Source organism: Paenibacillus alkalitolerans, from assembly GCF_016482785.1.
GTDB classification, from domain to species: Bacteria; Bacillota; Bacilli; order Paenibacillales; family YIM-B00363; genus Paenibacillus_AE; species Paenibacillus_AE alkalitolerans.
On the sequence record NZ_JAEMXM010000001.1, the window covers coordinates 201,886 to 221,380 of the forward strand.

Below are 19,495 nucleotides of genomic sequence, written 5' to 3' on the forward strand. Positions count from 1 at the left end.
CTGTGTCGAACCCCCTTGTGCGAACTATTCCCTTGAAACAGATAAACCGAGTCGGTTGTGACCTATGTCTCGAACCTCCTTGCGGGCACTATCCCTATGAATCAGACAAACCAAGTCGGTTTTGACCCTTGTCTCGCCCCCCTTGTATGCACCATCCCCATGAATCATATAAACCGTGTCGGTCTGACCTATGTCCAGAACCTCCTTGCAGGCAATATCCCCAAGGTTCAGATAAACGAGTCGCCATGACCTCGTTTCAACTGTTTTATGAGAGCTATCCCTGTTGTTTCAGAACTCGGCAAGGATCGCGGTCGAAACGTACAAAGAGGGATGAACTCCGGAATCCGGAATCTCAAAATACCCATTGCTGACTAACCGGGAGAGTATGCGCAAGTTGATACGCAACTGGAAGTCCGGGCAGCAGGATCGGGACAAATGGACAAACGATCGTCTGAATGTAGGGGATAGTGCGCGCAAGGAGTAACGAGGGGACTTATGAAGTTGCGAAGGGGCTTCTTCTTGAGGTAAACGGGGGTACTTATGAAGTTGCGAGAGGTGAAGGGATCGGCGCTTATGGAGGTGCGAAACAGAAAATTGAGTAGCAGTTTCGAGCTGCTCAAGTGGTCTAAAGGAAGGGGGTGACCGCCAAGGCAAACTCCTTAACGGTCCTATTGATATGCAATCCCATTAGCTCCACAATCGGTCGTTGCCGACAAAGTCGTTCCATTCGTCCGTAGATTCCCACAGACCGGGAACTTGCGGATGCAGGTGCTGCGCGATCACTTCGTCGTTAAGCTCTTCTATGCCGAGACCCGGCGCGTCCGCAACGCGGATGAACCCGTTCTGCAGGAGCGGTTTTGGAAGTTGGGGAGCAATAATAATATCATCCCACCACGGAACTTCGACGGAGTGGAACTCAAGCGCTAGGAAGTTCTCGGTTGCTGCCGCAACGTGAACGGCCGCCAAGCAGGCGATTGGGCTTTCCGCCATATGGATGGCCATTGCGACACCGTATTCCTGCGCCATATCGCCGATCTTCTTCGTTTCCAAAATACCGCCGGCCGTCAGAACGTCCGGGTGAATGATAGAAACACCGCCGGACTCGAGAAGCGGCTTGAAGTTTTCTTTTAAATAAATATCCTCTCCCGTGCAGATCGGTGTCGTTACGGAGTTGGCCAAACGTACATATTGATCGGTATAATGCCAGGGGATCATGTCTTCCATCCAAGCAAGATTGAACTTATCGATGCGGCGTCCGAGCTTGATGCAGTCTTCGATGCCAATATGGCCGAAATGGTCGATACAGAGCGGCACTTCGCAGCCGATTACGGAACGGACATCGGCCACGTATTGCTCGAGTATATCCAATCCTTTCTCGGTCACGTGGATACCGGTGAAAGGATGGGCGATATTTTGGAAGTCATAAGCGCGATTGCGCAGGTAACGCAGTTCTTCCGCCGGCACATTGCCATTCTTCCTTGCATTCCAATAAGCCCTGGATGCCTCGCGCATTTCCTCTAAGAAACCTAGCGGCGCGCTGAGTGTTCCCGGTTCGTCGATGATTTGGCCGATCCCAAGATCCATCTTCAGGAAGGTGAAGCCTTGCTCCATCCGTTTCTTAAGCGCATGTCCCATCGCCGTGCCTGTATCTTTACCGTCCACATCGGTATCGCAATACATCCGGATTTTATCGCGGAACTTGCCGCCAAGCATTTGGTAGATCGGGATGCCGTAGGCTTTGCCGGCCAAATCCCATAATGCGATCTCGATTCCGCTTACGCCGCCGCCTTGGCGTGCGTGGCCGCCAAACTGCTTAATCCGGCGGAACAGCTTATCGATATTGCAAGGATTTTCACCGAGAAGGCGGGGCTTGAGCATTTGTGCGTACAGTTTATCTGCGCCGTCGCGCACTTCGCCGAAGCCGACCAAACCTTGGTTTGTATATACTTTGATCAAAGAGCAGTGCATCGGGGCGCCGACAATATCAGCGAACCTGATGTCGGTAATTTTCAACTCGGAAGGTTTCGAATGGGTGTTTACATGGGCTAGCGCGCTTCCATAAGATTGTTGTTGTACCATCGTTCGGACTCCTTTGCCATCATATTAAGAGGTTTGGTTATAACAGCATGCTTGCACCGTCTAATCGAATCGAAGCGCCGGTCATAAATTCGCTTTCATCGGAAGCGATGTAGCAAACCATGCTTGCCACATCCGAAGGAAGGCCGATACGGCCCAACGGGAACTTTTTCCGAATATCGCGTCTTGTTTCCCCTGTGCCATGCTTCCCTACATTTACGGCGCCGGGCTCAATGGTATTGACGGTTATTCCGTATTTCGCCAGCTCGATCGCGCTTTCCCGTCCCAACATTTTTACGCCGCCTTTCGTCATGGAATAGACGGTATCAAAATCGGTCGGCCGCTTCCCGTGGACGGAAGAAATATTGATGATTCTTCCGGTTCCATTTTCCTTCATATACGGAATTACGGCTTGGATGCACTGCCAGTACCCTTTCAAATTGATGTTCATCATGCGATCGTATGTTTCGTCGTCATGATCGTATAAGTTCAAATTCAACTGAAGTGCGGCATTATTTACAAGAATATCGATTCCGCCGAGATGGCGCGCAACCTCATTCACCATGCTGTCGATTTCATGCTTGTCGGCTGCGTCCGCTCTAACGATGATCGACTCGCCGCCGATTTCTTCAATTTTCTGCTGCGTATCTCTCGCGCCTGCGTCGCTCGAGTTGTAGGAGATGGCTACTTTGGCTCCGCGTTGCGCTAGCGCAATGGCGATTCCCTTGCCGATGCCGGTTCCGGCGCCGGTAACAATGGCAACCTTTTGTGACAGACTCATGGAATACCACCTCCCAAAGCTATGACCGTTTCATTTTGTGATCCATATAGTGCATGAGGAACCCTCCGTCCATACGGATTTCCGCACCGTTCACATAGCGCGCTTCATCGGTGGAGAGGAATAAGACAAGGTGGGCTAGGTCGTCATAGCTGCCGAGAAAGGCATTGGGGACTTTATATTGATAGAAATCGTATAGAGTAGAGATATCGCTCTTAAACAAGAGATCGTCTCCATCGACAGGACCCAATTCGATTGTATTCACGTTGATACCGTCGCGGCCTAATATAATCGCCGCTTCGCGGCAGAGCATCTTGACCGAGCTCTTAGATACGCTGTATGCGAATGAGGAGCCCGTCGGTTTCTCGGCATGTATGGAACTTGCGTAGATGATTTTGCCGGATTTCTTGAGAGCCATTTGTTTGCCCACCGCTTTCGTGCATACAAACGCGGATTTGGCGTTCGCATTCATGATTTCCAGAAACAATTGCTCATCGCATGTTTCTACGCTGGCCGGTTTTAAGACATTATTGTTGTGTACCAGAACGTCAATAATGCCCAACCGCCGAGCGGTTTCCTCAAGTATGGCCTCCACATCGGAGCTCTTGCACAGGTTAACGTTTGTCACAACGGTCTTTGATCCGGAGTCTTTCAGCAGCTGCAGGTTCGATTTGATGTTTTCGCCGCCTGAAGCGCTGTTTAAAATAAAATGAGCGCCTTCCGCAGCCAAACGTTCGGCAATCGCTCTTCCCGAACCGCTATCGGCATCCGTGATGAACACGATTTTGTCTTTTAGTTTCATAGTTCGCCCCACCTGCCTATGAACTTTTGGAGCCGGTTAATTCCTGTAAGCGGCTTCCATAAGACCTTTTATATAACCGACACCGAACAGTCGCCCAAGCGTTTCGTAACCGGGATTTCCGTTGTCTTCGCCTGCCATCGTAGGAACGTGGTCCGGCCGGGCGGGGCCGTCAAATCCTACTTCGGCGTATGTTTTCATCGCCTCGAACATGTCCGTTATTCCATCATCGTGGAAGGTTTCCTCAAACTTCTCGGCAGTTCCGCGCACGTCCCTGAAGTGAACGAAAAACAATTTATTTTGTTTGGCGAACTTGCGAATCGCGGCGGGAATATCGTCTCCGGCTGTCGCAAGGGTGCCTTGGCACAAGCAAACGCCGCTGTACTCGCTTGGCACCAAATCGATAGCGCGCTGAAGTGCGTCTGCACTCGTAAGAATTCGGGATACGCCGCGAATCGGCGAGATCGGCGGATCATCGGGATGCAGCGCCAATTTGACTTTTGCCTTTTCAGCCACCGGTACGATCGCTTTCAGATAATACTCCAGGTTCTCCCACAGTTGATCTTCGCTTATCGGGGCATTCTCGGTAAATGGCGCATTTTTCATGAGGGAATGGTCGTAACTGGATACCAATGCGCCTCCGCGCGTACGAGTGCTGGTTGAAGTGCGGAACCAGTTAAACTCGGCCATGAAATCGTAACACCATACCGGAATTCCCAGTTCGCCCATATTCCGAATTAGCTCTTGAATGACAGCTATTTCTTCATCTCGTCCCGGCAATCCTAACTTTATTTTATTTGCCGGCGGCCTGGCTTCGATCACTTCAACATGAAAACCGAAATTTTCGAATCTTTGTTTCATAAGCAATAGATTTACATAGTCCCAAGGCTTATAGCCGTTCTCTACCCCGGGCAATCCTGCTACCGCGTAATTAACGCCCATCTGCTTACACAAAGTCCATAATCGGTTTTCATGGGTTCCTAACGCTTCTGCTAATTTCAAATGAATAACCCTCCCTTTACAGACGAACGTCGCTGGACGGTCCGTTTTGGTCCAATTTGCGTGCTTCATCGATTTCCCGGTCCCATGTCAGGTGCCGGTATTCGGCTGCTTCTTCGGAGCTATTGAACCAGTCCAGGAAGTCCTGCCAAAGCGGCATCGTCCATGAGGCGTCGATTTGCGCTGTCGTATAAACACCTTCCTTCAAGCGGATGAAGCCGAAAACGTCGCGAACTTGGGACTTCTCCGCATTAACGACAGTAAGCTCGGCCAGATGGGGAGGGATAAAGATCACTCCGGCCGGAGACGCGTATACGATGTCGCCCGGAAGACATATCGCTCTGCCGATCCGCGCCGGTACGTTCATCCCAACCATCGTTACGTCCGCAATGGCCGTCGGATCGCTTCCGCGGTAGAACACGTTGATATTTTCGATCTTTACTACCTGCTGATTATCGCGGATACCTCCCCAGATCACCGCGCCGCCTCTTTTTGTGCGTGTGGAGATGGCGGTCGACAAGTTTCCGCCTACATAAGTGCCTTGATAGATTTTATCGAACATGTCCACGACGACGACATCGTCTTCTTGCAGACAATCGATGACCCATTGATTAAAGAACCCTTTTCTGCCTTCCTGCTCGTGTCCGTATTTCAGCAGCGTTTCGTGCAAGTCAGGACGTTTCGGCACCATTACGGCCGTGACGGCGCGACCGACCATCACCTTGTCGGGGTGGATGATTTTGAAATCGCCTTCAAACTGATACGCATAACCTCTGTTCCAAAGCGGTCCCCATACTTCCTCTAATGTAATTTTCCGCATCCGTCGAAGAATGTCGTCCGGTACTTTGGGACGGCCGTTCGGAAACCGTTCGCCTTGCCAAAGCGGCGTCAACTGGACTATTTCTTCCGGATTGTCAAACTTCATGTGAACACCTCATTTTTGTTTACATTCATTTCTTATGTTACTAGCCCGGTCCGATTCGGTGCGATGACGTAAATTTACGATATTGTTTGATTTTTTACTGATGATTCAGTCAGTATGGCGACCGAATCTCGCGCAGCTGTAAACGGTTGACGACTCATCACACCTTCGGATACGATTGGTATGAATTAATGATTATCGATAATCCCGCTGCTGAGAGGTGGACCCGATGATGTTTCATACGAATGTTCCAATCCATACTGTTTCCTTAAGCGAACAGGTGTATATCAGCATAAAGAAAGCGATCCTCAAAGGCGAGTTTCCCCCCGGTTACCGTCTGCTCGTCATGGACATCGCGAAAAAATACGAAATTAGCCAGGCGCCGGTGAGAGAGGCTCTTGAGAGACTTAAACAGGAAGGGTTGATCATCGGTAAAACGAACAAGGGGTCGGTCGTTTCCGATATCACTCTGAAAGAAATTAAGGATGTATATGAGTTTCGGACCTTAGTAGAGGGACATGCCGTCCGGGAAGCGATGAAAGTCATGAACGCAAACGACTTGAGCTATCTGGAAAATATTGTGCACGGAATGAGAAAGGCGATCGATGAGAAGGATCCATTTCAATTAGTAGAGCTCGACATGAGGTTTCACGGTTTTTTTTATGAAAGGTGTAACAATCATTTGTTTGTTGACATCTGGAAAAATATCCGCACGAAAATCATGAGATTTATCAGCATTACGAATCAGCACATTCCGAATGACGAGATCGTTGAAGGTCACCGTGAACTGCTGGAAATCATAAAAACCGGAAATGCGGAGGAAGCCGCAACCAAGTGCGTGGATGGATTTCAATTTTATAAAGAATATACGGGTTAGCGGTCTCCATGTTTTATGTAATTTTCATGTTACATTCATTTTACTTTAAGTTTTAACTCGTACCATGAGCGTATACTCGTTCCGAATCGCAAAAATGTTCCGGCAAGAAGCTGGATATTTGCTGGGAGATTAGGGACACAAAGGAGTGGATGCGACATGAGTATCGAGGATATCACAAAGAATATATCCGAACGAAATAAGGACTTGGCGCTTTATGCGAAACACGTGCTGGAGGCATTGGATCATTTGGAAGAGTATCACCGCCGGTACGTTGCGGCACAAGCTCTTGCGGGTATTAAGCCGAGCGGCGGACAGGAACAAGTTTTTTACGATACGCTGTCCGACGTGCGGAAGGAACTGCTGCATACGCTGGAATGGACGATAGAGGATTTACGGCACAAAGGAGATAAATACTACACTAATCACTTTAAAGATGGAGTGGAATGAGATAAACGGTCGGCAATTGCCGACCGTATTTTTAGTAGTGGCACCATTCAATCTAAGTATAAATGGCTCTCCGTTTCGACCGAAATGCGTGCTATGTTTGGATCTGGGCCTTTACGCCCGACCGACATCGCTGTATCGTAAGGAGGAGCCTATGCCGGCAGGAAACGGAAAGGATCGAGTCACGATCATCATTTCAATCGCTGTGATTGTCGTTATATGCGTACTGCTTTCGAGAGGTCTTGGGCCTATTGCGGCTTTGCATGAGAACGATTCGATTCAGAATCGGAATATCGGATGTTCGTAAGGAAAAGCGGGAGGAAGCATCAATGGATTGGCTTTCAATCAACCGGGAACGGTCTGTTCCGTATATTCGCCAAGTATATGTCGGCATACGTGAAGCGATACACTCCGGCAAACTCAAGCCGGGAGAGAAGCTTCCCTCCACAAGGGAGCTTGCCGAACGGCTCGGCGTGTCTCGCAACGTGGTGATGGAAGCCTATGACATGCTTTTCGCGGAAGGGTATGTATCGGGCAAAAAGGGCAAAGGGACATTTGTGGCGGAAGGGGCGCAGCTGGACCGATTACCGGACATGCCTAAGAGCCGGCGGAAAGATGCCTCCGTTGTGGACGAAAGTGTCATCGATTTCCGCACCGGTATGCCGGATGGCGGCTGCTTTCCAAGGGGATTATGGGTGCAGTGCTATAAGAAAGCCGTGTTGAACGGTCCGACCCGACAATTCCATTATCAGCCGGCCGCAGGTTCGGCCGCGTTGCGAGAAGCGCTTGCCGGATATTTGCGCCGTGCCCGGGGCATTGTCTGCGATCCCGACTGCATTGTCGTAACGAACGGCGCGGCGCAAGCGCTAGCGATTTCAGCGAAGCTATTGTTAGGTCCCGGCCGGGCTGCAGCGATAGAAAATCCGTCCACCCGCGAGATCCGTTCCATCTTCGCATCCTATGGCGGGCACATTCATTCCGTTCCCGTAGACCGGGGCGGAATCGTCACGTCCGCATTGCCGGATGATCCGCGCGTTCGTATGATTTATGTGACGCCGTCCCACCAATTCCCGACCGGAGGCGTTCTTCCGATTCAGAGAAGAATCGAATTGCTGCATTATGCCCGCTCCGTAGACGCATACATCGTCGAAGACGATTACGACAGCGAGTTCCGATACGAAGGGCCGCCGGTTAGTGCGCTGTACGAGCTGGATCCGGACCGGGTTATCTATGTGGGAACGCTTAGCAAGATGCTGTCTCCTTCGCTAAGGATCGGTTACGCCGTGCTTCCCGAGCCGTTGGTTGAGAATTTTATTATGGAGAAATGGATATCGGACATACATACGCATTCGCTTGAGCAAGAGGCGCTTGCCGTATTCATTGACGAAGGTCATCTGGAGCGGCATGTTCGGAAAATGAGGCACCGCTACCGGAAAAAGCAGCAGCTTCTAGTCAAATCTCTTGCGGAAAAATTTAACGGTAATATAGAACTTTTCGGCACTTCCACCGGTTTGCACATTTCCGTTCATGCGCCGCATTTGCCTGCATCACCGGAACCTGTCAACGTTGGGGGAGTCCGGCTGTACCCGGTCCAATATCACGTCTTCGGCGACGAAAGGCGCAAACACGAATGGATGTTCGGGTTCGGTCACTTGTCGGAACAAGAAATTGTTGAAGGTGTTAGGCGACTGCCGGGAGTATAAATCCTTATAACTAGATCGCGAGCTGCCGATTGGCGGCTTTTTTGCGAAATGAGCAATCGGGAAGAAATGAGTAACGAGGATTCTTTGCTATTATATAAGAAACTCAAAATATAAAAGGAGCAATACTATGGCGACTCTGAATCAAACACCGGTTGTCAAAGCGGAAATGCTCATCCGAAAACCGGTTGAAGAGGTGTTTAAGGCGTTTATAGATCCGGCCGTTACCGTAAAATTCTGGTTTACGAAAAGCAGCGGAAGATTGGGAGCGGGAAAGCATATCAGATGGGATTGGGAAATGTACGGCGTTTCGGACAATATAAATTCGCTCGCAATGGTAGAAATTATTTATAAACGAATGTACCGATTGACACGTGCTGCCTGGAGAATATAATAAAATCAACTTCTTTTGTTGAGAGGGGTTATTTCGATGAGAACACAGGTGAATGAAAACTAATTAAATATAGGCGTAAATGCGGCCATTGCAGGTAGATACGACTACCCTTTATTTTGTGCTGCGCTTACGCAAATCATCGGTAACCTTTCATAATGGAGTGCCTGTTACAGGAACGACACGACTGCAAGGTCGTGTTTTTTTGTGTCCGCAGGCAACTGCCCGATTACACTCTCAACGAAGGAGAAAATCAATATATGAATTTCCGGTATAAGAAGTTTCTTTCTTATTACAAACCGTATTTGAGGTTGTTCTGCGCGGTAATGGCGTGCGCCGTCATTACATCGGCGATTACACTGATGTATCCGTTGCTGACAAGATATATTACCAAAAATGTATTGGAGCAAGGTATCGCGAATGCGCTAAATCAAATTTATATGACCGGTGCATTGATGCTTGTATTGGTTATAGTGCAAACCGCGTGCAATTTTTTTGTCGATTACCGGGGCCACGCGATGGGCGCCATGATGGAACGCGACATGCGAAAGGAATTGTTTGAGCATTATCAAAAGTTATCGTTCGGATTTTATGACAAGCAAAAAACCGGCAAGCTCATGTCCAGAATCACCAACGATCTGCTCTCATTGTCGGAATTGTATCATCACGGCCCTGAAGACTACGTCATATATCTCATCAAGTTTATCGGGGCGTTCGTCATACTGTTTCATATCAATGCGGAATTGACGTTGGCTGTGTTCGTCTTTTTGCCGGTGATGGCCGTTTACGCGCTTTTTTTCAATAAAAGGTTAAATATCGCTTTGAAGAGGAATAAAGAAAGAATCGGCGATATCAATGCGCAGGTTGAAGATAGTCTTTCGGGAATCCGGGTCGTGAAGTCATTTGCCAACGAGGAAATCGAAAAAGATAAATTCGCTTACGAAAACAACCGGTTCCTCGACAGCAGAAAAAACACCTATAAGAACGAGGCGTACTTTTATAATGGAATGGCTGCTCTCATTCAGCTTACTACAGTGACGGTTATCATTTTCGGCGGTGCGAGCATTTTGAATGCGTCGTTGGATTTGGCGGATTTGATCACATTTTTATTGTATATCGCCCATCTCATCGAGCCCATCCAAAAGCTGACTCATATGACGATGCAGTTTCAAGAAGGCATTACCGGATTCGAACGTTTTATGGAAATCATCGAGACGGAGCCAGATATCCAGGACGCGCAGAATGCAATTGAATTACAAAACGTTCAAGGAAATGTGGAGTTTAAAAATGTAACGTTTAGGTACGAGAATAGCCGTCAGCATGTGCTGAAGGGTATTTCTCTGAGTGTAATGGCCGGAGAGTATATTGCATTAGTGGGACCTTCCGGAGCCGGCAAAACAACGTTGTGTTCGTTAATTCCAAGATTTTATGAAATCAGCGATGGAGAAGTGCTCCTTGATGGAGTGAATGTAAAAGATATCCGTTTGAGCTCATTGCGAAGGAATGTAGGGATCGTTCAGCAGGACGTCTATTTGTTTGCCGGGACGGTGATGGAAAATATCCGCTACGGAAATCCTGATGCAAGCACCGAGGAAATCATTGAAGCGGCAAAACATGCAAATGCTCATCATTTCATCATGGGATTGCCGGAAGGATACGATACGGATATCGGCCAACGCGGCGTTAAGTTGTCGGGAGGGCAAAAGCAGCGGTTGAGCATCGCGCGAGTGTTCTTGAAAAATCCGCCGATATTAATATTCGATGAAGCTACGAGCGCGCTGGATAATGAAAGTGAGAAGGTTGTTCAAGAGTCGTTGGAGCATTTAGCGAAAAACCGCACGACTTTCGTAATCGCCCACCGATTATCTACGATTAGAAACGCCAAAAGGATTGTCGTATTAACGGATCATGGGATCGAAGAACAGGGGACGCATGAAGAGTTGATGGGAAATTACGGCACCTATGCGCGTTTGTACAATATGCAGTTCAAGATTTGATGCGGGAAGAGCCCGGTCGGCAGTTCAGTCTGCGGCCGGGTTTTTGCATTTTTCGGATGAACATTCGGAATTCGGCTGGAAACGATGGGAACATTGGAGCGTATGCTGAATAAAGGAGGGACCGATCATGAACGGTACAGACGGTGTACGGATAATAGCCCCGAGGGGCACGAAATTGCAAGCGAAGGGCTGGGTACAGGAAGCCGCGCTTCGCATGCTGATGAACAACTTGGACCCTGAAGTGGCCGAACATCCGGAGAAGCTGGTAGTGTACGGGGGCATCGGCAAGGCGGCAAGAAATTGGGACGCTTATCATCGGATCGTATCTTCTCTTAATGAGTTAGAAGATGACGAAACGCTGCTCGTACAGTCCGGAAAACCGGTTGCCGTCTTCAAAACGCACAAAGACGCTCCCAGGGTGCTTCTTGCAAATTCGAACCTTGTCCACGCTTGGGCGAATTGGGACACCTTCCATGAGTTGGATCAAAAAGGCCTGATGATGTACGGACAAATGACGGCGGGAAGCTGGATTTACATTGGAAGCCAGGGGATCGTGCAAGGCACCTACGAGACGTTCGCGGAGTGCGCGAGACAGCATTTCAACGGGTCGCTGAAAGGAACGATCACCGTGACGGCAGGGCTCGGCGGCATGGGCGGCGCGCAGACGCTCGCGGTTACGATGAACGAGGGGGTTGTTATCGCTGTCGACGTCGACCGGTCGAGAATCGAGAAGCGCATCGAGACCCGCTATTGCGATCAACTCGTGGAGTCGCTCGATGAGGCGATTTACTTGGCCGTGGAGGCGAAGAAGGCGGGCCGGCCGCTGTCGATCGGCCTGCTGGGCAACGCGGCGGAAGTGTTGCCCGAGATGGTCAACCGGAATTTTATCCCTGACATTGTTACCGACCAAACGTCGGCGCACGATCCGCTAAACGGTTATCTCCCGGCGGGGATGACGCTGGAGGAGGGCGAACAGCTGCGGAAGCGGGATCCTCAAGCATACGTTGTAAAATCAAAGGCCAGCATGGCCGTTCATGTACAGGCGATGCTTGCGATGCGCAAGAAAGGCGCCGTTGCGTTCGATTACGGCAATAACATCCGTCAAGTAGCGTATGACGAAGGGGTTGCGGACGCATTTGATTTTCCGGGCTTTGTTCCGGCATATATCCGCCCGCAATTTTGCGAGGGGAAAGGACCGTTTCGTTGGGTCGCCTTATCCGGAGACCCGGAGGATATTTATAAGACGGATGAAGTCATTCTCAAGGAATTTGCGGACAATGAGCATCTGTGCAAATGGATCAACATGGCGAGGGAGAAAATCGCCTTCCAAGGCTTGCCGGCCAGAATTTGTTGGCTCGGTTACGGGGAGCGCGCAGAATTCGGAAAGATTATTAACGACATGGTCGCTTCCGGCGAGCTGAAAGCCCCTATCGTCATCGGACGCGATCATCTGGACGCCGGCTCGGTCGCCTCTCCCAACCGTGAGACGGAAGCGATGAAGGACGGAAGCGACGCGGTGGCGGATTGGCCGATACTGAACGCGCTCGTGAATACGGCTGCGGGAGCGAGCTGGGTTTCGGTTCATCATGGAGGCGGCGTAGGCATGGGATACTCGCTTCATGCAGGGATGGTAGTCGTTGCGGACGGTTCCGAAGATGCGGCAAGGCGGCTTGAACGCGTGTTGACGACCGATCCGGGCATTGGCGTGGTGCGCCACGTTGACGCCGGTTATGACTTGGCGATCCGCACGGCGAAGGCGAAGGGCATTCGTATACCGAGCATGAATTGAAGGATGGAATACTATGACAGTGATTACGCATGTGAAATCGGCAGCACAAATCGTGACGATGAAAGGGGCGAGCGATGCCCCGAAGAGAGGCGAGGCGATGTCCGATATCGGCCTGATCGAGAACGGAAGCGTTGTTCTTGTCGGAGATAGGATCGCTTTCGTCGGGTCCGACGGTGATGCCGCGGACTTCCTGGAAACTTTCGAGGGAGACATTCGCCTCATCGACGCTTCGGGTAAGATTGTAACGCCGGGACTCGTCGATCCGCATACTCATGTGGTGTATGCAGGCAGCCGGGAGAAAGAATTCGAAATGAGACTGCAAGGGGCCAAGTACATCGATATGTTGAAGCAAGGCGGCGGAATACTGAGCACTACCCGCAGCACGAGGGAAGCCGGCTTGGGGCAGTTGATCGAGCAGGCGCACGTAAGGCTGGACCGGTTTTTGCTGCACGGCGTAACGACCGTTGAGGCGAAGAGCGGGTACGGTTTGACGGTTGAGGATGAGGTCAAACAGCTTGAAGCGGCGCGCAGACTGCAAAGGATTCATCCGATAGACATCGTTCCCACGTTTATGGGCGCACATGCGATACCCGTTGAATACAGAGGCCGTGCTGACGAATACGTGCAATTGATCATTGAACGAATGATCCCGCTTGTTTCGCAACTGAAACTAGCGGAGTTTTGCGATGTATTTTGCGAAGAAGGTGTGTTTACAGTTGAACAATCCAGGAAAATACTTGAGGCCGGCAAATCGTACGGTTTAAAGCCAAAAATCCATGCCGATGAAATCGTTCAAACCGGCGGCGCCGAACTTGCGGCCGAGGTTGGCGCCGTTTCCGCCGAGCATCTGCTGCAGGCGTCCGATGCCGGCATACAAGCGTTGGCCAATAGCAATACGATTGCCGTTCTCTTGCCGGCAACCGCACTTTTCCTAATGGAGAAACCGGCCAGGGCGAGAAAGATGATCGATGAGGGAGTCGCCGTCACGCTGTCCACGGACTGCAATCCCGGCACTTCTCCGACGCAATCGCTGCCTTTCGTCATGAATATCGCCTGTTTAACGATGAGGATGACGCCTGCCGAAGTGCTGGCGGCGGCAACGATCAATGCGGCGCATGCGATCTGCAGGGCGGATCAAATCGGAAGCATCGAGGCAGGCAAGAAAGCCGATCTCGTACTGTTTGACGCTCCGAATTACCAGACGCTTCAGTATAACTTTGCCGTCAATCTTGTCCATACGGTCATTAAGAACGGAGAAATCGCAGTTGAAGGCGGTGTTCTCATTGCAAACGGAAAACATGCTTCGAATTAATGCGGCACGACTCGAAGCAAACATACAAGCATTGGCCGTGTTCGGTCAAAATGATCGAGGCGGCATGGATCGCACGACGTTTACTCCGCCGGAATTAGAAGCAAGGGATTGGTTGAAAGAGCGGCTCAAAGAACAGTCCTTCGATGTGCGGGTCGATCAGGCCGCCAATATTTGGGGCAAACGTGCGGGCACTGTGCCGTCGCTGCCGTCCGTCGCTTTCGGTTCGCACATCGATACGGTTCCGAACGGAGGGAAGTATGACGGCGCGCTTGGCGTATTGATCGCGCTTGAAGTGATGACGCTGCTTAACGAACATAACGTACAAACGAGGCATCCGTTGGAGCTTGTCTCGTTCAGTGCGGAGGAGCCGAATCCGTTCGGATTGTCGACATTCGGCAGCCGAGTCGTTACCGGCAAGCTCAAGAAGGAACATATCGACGGTGTGGCGAATCCGCAAAGCCGGCTTCTGACGGAAGCGCTGCGCAGCGCGGGAGGGGATCCCGAGCGAATCGAGGATGCCGTCCGAAGCGTCGAGCAACTCGGCGCTTATCTGGAAGTCCACATCGAACAAGGCAAACGGCTGCTGGAGAGGAACATTCCGGTCGGCATCGTTACCGCGATCACAGGTATTTACCGGGAGGAAGTTGTCGTTTGCGGTGAAGCCAACCATGCGGGAACGACGGTGATGGAGGACCGGAACGACGCGTTGACGGCTGCCTCCGAAATCATCCTTGCCTTGGAGGACGTGTGCCGGAACCATCCTGCGAACGAGTCGGTAGGCACGGTCGGACGAATCAACGTTAAGCCGAACGCAGCCAATATCATCCCGGAGGAAGCGGCATTTATCGTTGAGATCCGCGGGAAGAGCAGGGAAGAAATCCTCGAAGTGATAGCGGAATGGGAGCGCCGGATCGGAGACGTAGAGCGGCGCCGGACCGCGAAGGTGACGCGTAAAGTGCTGCTTGATCAAGATCCCGCTCCGATGGACGACTTGATCGTTCAAGTGAGTCAAGAACAATCGGGCGTGCTCGGCTATCCTTGGTATAAGCTGGGCAGCATGGCCGGCCACGACGCGGCGCACATGGCGTCCATTACAAGAAGCGGCATGCTGTTCGTTCCGAGCGGCGGAGGCAAAAGCCACTGTCCTGAAGAATTTAGCCGTATGGATGACATCGAGAAGGTGTCGAATGTATTGCTCCATACGATTCTGGAGCTTGACCGGCGCTTGGACCGGTAAGGGAGGAGAACGCGTGGCGATACTGTACAAGGCCGATTCCATTTTTTATAAAAATCGATTTCAGAACGGCTTGGCCGTTCTGGTTGATAACGGGGTCATACAAGAGGTTGGCGACGCCAAATCGTTGGAAGCGAAATATCCCGGAGTTGAACGTAAGGATTGGAGCGGAAAAGCGATCGTTCCAGGAACCGTTAACGCTCACAATCATTCGTTTCAAAGCCTGCTCAGAGGCATCGCCGTCGACCGGCCGTTTCTGGAGTGGCGCGATCAAGCGCTCTATAAGTATAGTCCTCTACTAGACGAAGACGCCATATACACCGGGGCTCTGTTCGCTTTCGGCGAAATGCTGAAATACGGCGTTACGACCGTGAGTGACTTCTTCTACGTCCATAACGGCGGCACCGACACCGATGAAGCCGTCATTCAGGCTGCGAAAGATGCGGGCATCCGCCTTGTGCTGGCCCGCACGATGTACGATTGGAACGGCGCGCCGGCCGGTTTCCAAGAGACGGTGGAAGACGCCGTGCGAAGAACTCGAAATCTTGCAATCAAATACCAAGGCGATCCGATGGTTGACATCCATCCGGCTCCGCACAGCCCGCACGCCGCTTCTCCGGAAATGATCAAGGCCGGCCACCGCTTGGCTCGGGAATTGGACACCCCTTTCCACATTCATGTAGCCGAGGAAATGTTCGAGGTTGTGGAGACGTTGGAAAAATACCGGTTGCGACCCGTTCATTATTTGGATCGGCTCGGTGTGCTCGATGAGAGTATGATTGCGATTCATCTGGTTTGGCTGGACGACTCGGAAATAATTCTGTTGGGGGAGCGAATGGCCGCATTGGCGTATTGCCCTTCAAGCAATATGTTCCTGTCGGACGGAGTAACGCGTATTCCAGACTTGCTGCAATCGGGAGTGCGCGTCTCGCTAGGTTCGGACGGCGCCTGCAGCAATAACAGGATCAGCATTTTCGAAGAGATGAGAATGTGTTCTTTATTGCAAAAGGTGACCCGATTAGACGGTACGTGCATCAACGCCAAGCAAGTGTTCGACATGGGCACGAAAGTTGGCGGGGAGCTTCTCCGTCTGCCGGTAGGCATCATCCAAGAGGGTTATAAAGCGGATTTTGTCACGCTCGATTTGAACGATCTCTCCTTGTCTCCGAAGCGGGAACTGTTTGCGAACGTTGTCTACTCGCTTCAGCCTAACGCGATAAAGGATGTTGTGGTGAACGGGAGAACGATTGTTGAAGATGGCACGCTTCGAACGGTATCGGAGAAATCGATAGTCGATAAAGTGGACCGGCTATTTGAACAATGGAGTGCCACGGGCTCGTCGTAAGACGAATTTTGTTTTGATAAGTGTCAGCAAGAACGGTGAAGGCTTGACAAACACCGCGAGCCGGATTACGACGGAGACCGCTGTACTGCGGAAAATACGGCTGGAGCTGCTTGAAGAGGCCGTCGACGCATTGATCGAATCCGTCCGCAACATCGATATGCCATTGGAAGAGCTTCTGGACTTGGTAAAACGCAAATATGAGTCGGAGGCGTGAACGGAGCCGGAAAATCTAACGTGATGAAAGAGATCATGGGTTTGACGCCAATCGACGGGGAGAGATTCGCATCGATGGCCAACCTGCAGATAAAGAGATATATAAGAAGGTTGCTTTTGTACCGGATCATCTCACAATGCCATTCGGCATGAGAATATCCGATGCGTTCATCTTTATGGCTGATTATTATCCGAACTGGGATACTGCCAAAGCGAAGGAGTTAGCATTCAATAGAGGAAAAACGTTATGATTACTATTTACATTGTAAAATTTTTGAAGTACAATCAAAATCGACCTTAATCGTAATCATTACTATTAATTCGATCCCTGATAGAATGAGAGCGGCGGTGCAGACTGGTTCCAAGAGGTGGTTTTTAGTTGATGTACAGCCCTCTATCTAAAAGTATGGTGAAGCTGTATGCATTGGCGATGTTTTTCTTCACGGCTAATTCCGTGTTAACCGTCGTAGTCCCTCTCCAAGCTGCAGACCATGGCTATAGAGAAGGCGAGATCGGCATCATGATGGGCTTCTACATGTTTGCATGCATGTTATTGCGTCCGTGGGCGGGGCAAATGATCGCGAAACACAGCGTGCTCACCGTCATGCGGTGGTTGTTAATAGGGCATGCGTTGACTTTGCTCGTCTATATTTGTTTTGGTGCGGACGGTCTTTATATCGTTCGTGCGCTGCAAGGAGCTGTGACCGCATTTTTCTCTATGGCCATGCAAATCGGAATCGGGAACATATTGCGGGATGAAGACAGAGGGCAAGGAATGTCGATGTATTCTCTATCTACAGTGCTGCCTGGGTTATATGGTCCTGCGTTGGCGCTGCTTCTTTGGACGCCGTCCAAACTCGCCTATCTTTCGGTGTTTATAGCGGTATTGGCGATTGTCCCGCTTTTGTTTCTGTTGCGCTCGCCTCTTCCGGGAACGAAGCAGGGAGGAGCGGCATTTACATTGCGCGAAATGCGGTCCGCATTGGCAGAAGTGCTTCCCCATAACGGTTTGATCGTTTCCGCTTTCGTCATGCTTGCAGGCGCTTTCGTATTCGGGGCCGTTTCTACGTTTCTCCCGCTATATATGGTGACAACAGGCGAAGGAAATCCCGCCCTCTATTTGTTTTTGCAAGCGGTTGTCGTCGTGTGCAGCCGATTCGTATTGAGAAAATACATACCTTCGGACGGCAATTGGCACCCGGTTTTCGTGTCCGTCGTATTGCTGTTCTCCGTTGCCGGAACGGCGCTGCTCGCCGTATTGCCGCATCTCGGTTATTTTGTATACCTTTCGTCTGTCTTTAACGGTTTGGCCATGTCATTGCTTTACCCGACTATTACGACGTATATTTCATTCGCCGTTCCGAAAGCGACAAAGCATATCTTGTTCGGCATATTTTTAGCTTCATACGATTTAGGTTTTGCTCTTGGCGGCTTCGCAACGGGTTATATCGTTCAATTATTTTCATTCGCTCACATGTTTGCGGCATGCTCCCTCATCGCTTTGTCGGCGATCGGCTTCATTTGGATAAAGCGCAGGGAAACGGTCGTCATTTTGGATGTTCAAACAAATATGAAATGATTCCGGAGGACCAGGGAAGGTTCTTGTTCTACTGACAGTATTCATGATGCTTCTGATTATTCTTGTCACTGCATGCGGCGGCGCTGCCGCACCTGAGGGATCGAACGATATGAATTCGGACTTGGCGAAAGAGGCAATGTCGGATACATCGGCCGCTGACGGGGCGGAAGAGAAGCTTTCCGTCGTTGACGATACGAATACAGAGTTGACGTTCGAACAGCCGGTCGAGCGAGTCGCTTGCGTCGTCTCATTTTGCATCGATGTAATGGCGGAGCTCGGGATGGAACCGGTCGCGATCAGCGAGGGCGGCGTCCGTACGATTGCAACGCAAGAGGAGTTTTATGGGGAGAAGGGACAAACTTTCGCGTCGATCGGGGGCAGTTTCTTTGAACCGAATCTCGAGGACCTCGTCAATGCGAAGCCCGATCTCGTCATCGGTTTGAAAGGCGTTCACGATGCGCTGCGGGAAGGCTTGGACGGCGTCGCGCCGATCATATTGGTCAATCCGGTCCATTATTCGGAATCGCTTGAGCTGATCGAAGCGATCGGCCGCATTACCGGGAAAACCGCGGAGGCGATGGCGGCCGCCGAAACGTTCCTTGCGAAGCTCAAGGAAGCGAAGGAGATGTCGCCAAAAAATAAGAAAGCGCTGATCATGTTCGGAAGCGATGTAAATTTCGCGGTTGTTACCGACAGCGGATTAGGCGGCACCGTCATGAAAGAAATCGCCGTTTATCCATGGAAGGTGAACGATCCTTCCGAAGATCCTTACGGTGACGGCAGCATTCCGTACTCTCTCGAGAAGCTGCTGGAGGAAAATCCGGACGCGATCTTTGTTGAAAGCTATTCCTTCGGTCCAGGTACGAAGCCGTTGTCGGAGCAGCTTGCCGACCTGCCGCTGTGGAGCGAGTTGAGGGCTGTGAAGGAAAACAAGGTCATCGAGGTTCGTTCCCCGATATGGGGAGACGGCCGCGGCACCCGTTCGTTAGGCATCTTATTGGATGAATCGATGAAGTTTCTATATCCGGAGTTATATTAGG

17 protein-coding genes and 1 pseudogene are annotated in these 19,495 nt (G+C 50.9%); 13 read left to right on the forward strand and 5 right to left on the reverse strand.

The features are described 5' to 3' along the window. Positions 1 to 687: 687 nt before the first annotated feature. From JET16_RS00900 to JET16_RS00920, 5 genes are read right to left on the reverse strand one after another with little or no spacing between them, the layout of a single operon-like run. On the reverse strand, positions 688 to 2,079 hold the full coding sequence (locus JET16_RS00900) for a mandelate racemase/muconate lactonizing enzyme family protein (protein WP_199613700.1): 1,392 nt from the start codon (positions 2,077 to 2,079) through the stop codon (positions 688 to 690). Positions 2,080 to 2,116: 37 nt separating this feature from the next. Beyond that, positions 2,117 to 2,857, reverse strand: a complete 741-nt coding sequence (locus JET16_RS00905) for an SDR family NAD(P)-dependent oxidoreductase (RefSeq protein ID WP_199613702.1) — start codon at positions 2,855 to 2,857, stop codon at positions 2,117 to 2,119. A gap of 19 nt (positions 2,858 to 2,876) precedes the next feature. Beyond that, on the reverse strand, positions 2,877 to 3,656 hold the full coding sequence (locus JET16_RS00910) for an SDR family NAD(P)-dependent oxidoreductase (RefSeq protein WP_199613704.1): 780 nt from the start codon (positions 3,654 to 3,656) through the stop codon (positions 2,877 to 2,879). A 36-nt stretch (positions 3,657 to 3,692) separates the two neighbouring features. Next, positions 3,693 to 4,655 carry a mannonate dehydratase gene (locus JET16_RS00915; RefSeq protein WP_199613706.1) on the reverse strand — a complete coding sequence of 321 codons (963 nt, stop codon included), beginning with the start codon at positions 4,653 to 4,655 and terminating at the stop codon, positions 3,693 to 3,695. A 16-nt stretch (positions 4,656 to 4,671) separates the two neighbouring features. Next, positions 4,672 to 5,577, reverse strand: a complete 906-nt coding sequence (locus tag JET16_RS00920; RefSeq protein WP_199613708.1) for an RraA family protein — start codon at positions 5,575 to 5,577, stop codon at positions 4,672 to 4,674. Positions 5,578 to 5,803: 226 nt separating this feature from the next. Between JET16_RS00920 and JET16_RS00925 the strand changes: the two genes are divergently transcribed. The 13 genes and pseudogenes from JET16_RS00925 (at position 5,804) to JET16_RS00985 (ending at position 19,494) form a co-directional block, all read left to right on the forward strand. Beyond that, complete coding sequence (locus tag JET16_RS00925; RefSeq protein WP_233530916.1) at positions 5,804 to 6,451, forward strand: GntR family transcriptional regulator; 648 nt, start codon at positions 5,804 to 5,806, stop codon at positions 6,449 to 6,451. A gap of 156 nt (positions 6,452 to 6,607) precedes the next feature. Then, positions 6,608 to 6,898 (forward strand): hypothetical protein, encoded by a 291-nt coding sequence (locus tag JET16_RS00930; protein ID WP_199613710.1) that lies wholly within the window; start codon positions 6,608 to 6,610, stop codon positions 6,896 to 6,898. 151 nt (positions 6,899 to 7,049) lie between these two features. Continuing rightward, entirely contained in the window at positions 7,050 to 7,202 is a 153-nt protein-coding gene (locus JET16_RS00935) for a hypothetical protein (protein ID WP_199613712.1), read from the forward strand. Positions 7,203 to 7,224: 22 nt separating this feature from the next. Continuing rightward, the gene (gene pdxR, locus JET16_RS00940) at positions 7,225 to 8,598 is read left to right on the forward strand and encodes a MocR-like pyridoxine biosynthesis transcription factor PdxR (protein WP_199613714.1); all 1,374 of its coding nucleotides are present in this window, start codon (positions 7,225 to 7,227) and stop codon (positions 8,596 to 8,598) included. 127 nt (positions 8,599 to 8,725) lie between these two features. Then, positions 8,726 to 8,917: pseudogene (locus JET16_RS00945) on the forward strand (polyketide cyclase); the annotation flags it as partial. A gap of 329 nt (positions 8,918 to 9,246) precedes the next feature. Beyond that, positions 9,247 to 10,983, forward strand: a complete 1,737-nt coding sequence (locus JET16_RS00950) for an ABC transporter ATP-binding protein (protein ID WP_199613716.1) — start codon at positions 9,247 to 9,249, stop codon at positions 10,981 to 10,983. Positions 10,984 to 11,110: 127 nt separating this feature from the next. Continuing rightward, positions 11,111 to 12,772 carry a urocanate hydratase gene (gene hutU / locus JET16_RS00955; protein WP_199613718.1) on the forward strand — a complete coding sequence of 554 codons (1,662 nt, stop codon included), beginning with the start codon at positions 11,111 to 11,113 and terminating at the stop codon, positions 12,770 to 12,772. Between the two features lie 13 nt (positions 12,773 to 12,785). Continuing rightward, complete coding sequence (gene hutI, locus JET16_RS00960) at positions 12,786 to 14,084, forward strand: imidazolonepropionase (protein ID WP_199613719.1); 1,299 nt, start codon at positions 12,786 to 12,788, stop codon at positions 14,082 to 14,084. Beyond that, positions 14,056 to 15,321, forward strand: coding sequence for a Zn-dependent hydrolase (locus JET16_RS00965; RefSeq protein ID WP_233530917.1), 1,266 nt, complete (start codon positions 14,056 to 14,058; stop codon positions 15,319 to 15,321). The genes hutI and JET16_RS00965 overlap by 29 nt, the downstream gene beginning before the upstream one ends. A 13-nt stretch (positions 15,322 to 15,334) precedes the next feature. Next, on the forward strand, positions 15,335 to 16,663 hold the full coding sequence (locus JET16_RS00970; protein WP_199613721.1) for an amidohydrolase family protein: 1,329 nt from the start codon (positions 15,335 to 15,337) through the stop codon (positions 16,661 to 16,663). Between the two features lie 13 nt (positions 16,664 to 16,676). Then, positions 16,677 to 16,877, forward strand: coding sequence for a hypothetical protein (locus JET16_RS00975; RefSeq protein WP_199613723.1), 201 nt, complete (start codon positions 16,677 to 16,679; stop codon positions 16,875 to 16,877). 381 nt (positions 16,878 to 17,258) lie between these two features. Then, positions 17,259 to 18,455, forward strand: coding sequence for a staphylopine family metallophore export MFS transporter CntE (cntE, locus tag JET16_RS00980; protein WP_233530918.1), 1,197 nt, complete (start codon positions 17,259 to 17,261; stop codon positions 18,453 to 18,455). A gap of 43 nt (positions 18,456 to 18,498) precedes the next feature. Continuing rightward, the gene (locus JET16_RS00985; RefSeq protein ID WP_199613726.1) at positions 18,499 to 19,494 is read left to right on the forward strand and encodes an ABC transporter substrate-binding protein; all 996 of its coding nucleotides are present in this window, start codon (positions 18,499 to 18,501) and stop codon (positions 19,492 to 19,494) included. The last annotated feature ends 1 nt before the right edge of the window (position 19,495 follow it).

Excerpts from the sequence above, each read along its gene's own strand:
- JET16_RS00900 (WP_199613700.1), bottom strand. The coding sequence starts at position 2,079 with ATGGTACAACAACAATCTTATGGAAGCGCGCTAGCCCATGTAAACACC.
- JET16_RS00905 (WP_199613702.1), bottom strand. The coding sequence starts at position 2,857 with ATGAGTCTGTCACAAAAGGTTGCCATTGTTACCGGCGCCGGAACCGGC.
- JET16_RS00910 (WP_199613704.1), bottom strand. The coding sequence starts at position 3,656 with ATGAAACTAAAAGACAAAATCGTGTTCATCACGGATGCCGATAGCGGT.
- JET16_RS00920 (WP_199613708.1), bottom strand. The coding sequence starts at position 5,577 with ATGAAGTTTGACAATCCGGAAGAAATAGTCCAGTTGACGCCGCTTTGG.
- JET16_RS00925 (WP_233530916.1), top strand. The coding sequence starts at position 5,804 with ATGATGTTTCATACGAATGTTCCAATCCATACTGTTTCCTTAAGCGAA.
- JET16_RS00930 (WP_199613710.1), top strand. The coding sequence starts at position 6,608 with ATGAGTATCGAGGATATCACAAAGAATATATCCGAACGAAATAAGGAC.
- JET16_RS00935 (WP_199613712.1), top strand. The coding sequence starts at position 7,050 with ATGCCGGCAGGAAACGGAAAGGATCGAGTCACGATCATCATTTCAATC.
- pdxR (WP_199613714.1), top strand. The coding sequence starts at position 7,225 with ATGGATTGGCTTTCAATCAACCGGGAACGGTCTGTTCCGTATATTCGC.
- JET16_RS00950 (WP_199613716.1), top strand. The coding sequence starts at position 9,247 with ATGAATTTCCGGTATAAGAAGTTTCTTTCTTATTACAAACCGTATTTG.
- hutU (WP_199613718.1), top strand. The coding sequence starts at position 11,111 with ATGAACGGTACAGACGGTGTACGGATAATAGCCCCGAGGGGCACGAAA.
- hutI (WP_199613719.1), top strand. The coding sequence starts at position 12,786 with ATGACAGTGATTACGCATGTGAAATCGGCAGCACAAATCGTGACGATG.
- cntE (WP_233530918.1), top strand. The coding sequence starts at position 17,259 with ATGTACAGCCCTCTATCTAAAAGTATGGTGAAGCTGTATGCATTGGCG.
- JET16_RS00985 (WP_199613726.1), top strand. The coding sequence starts at position 18,499 with ATGATGCTTCTGATTATTCTTGTCACTGCATGCGGCGGCGCTGCCGCA.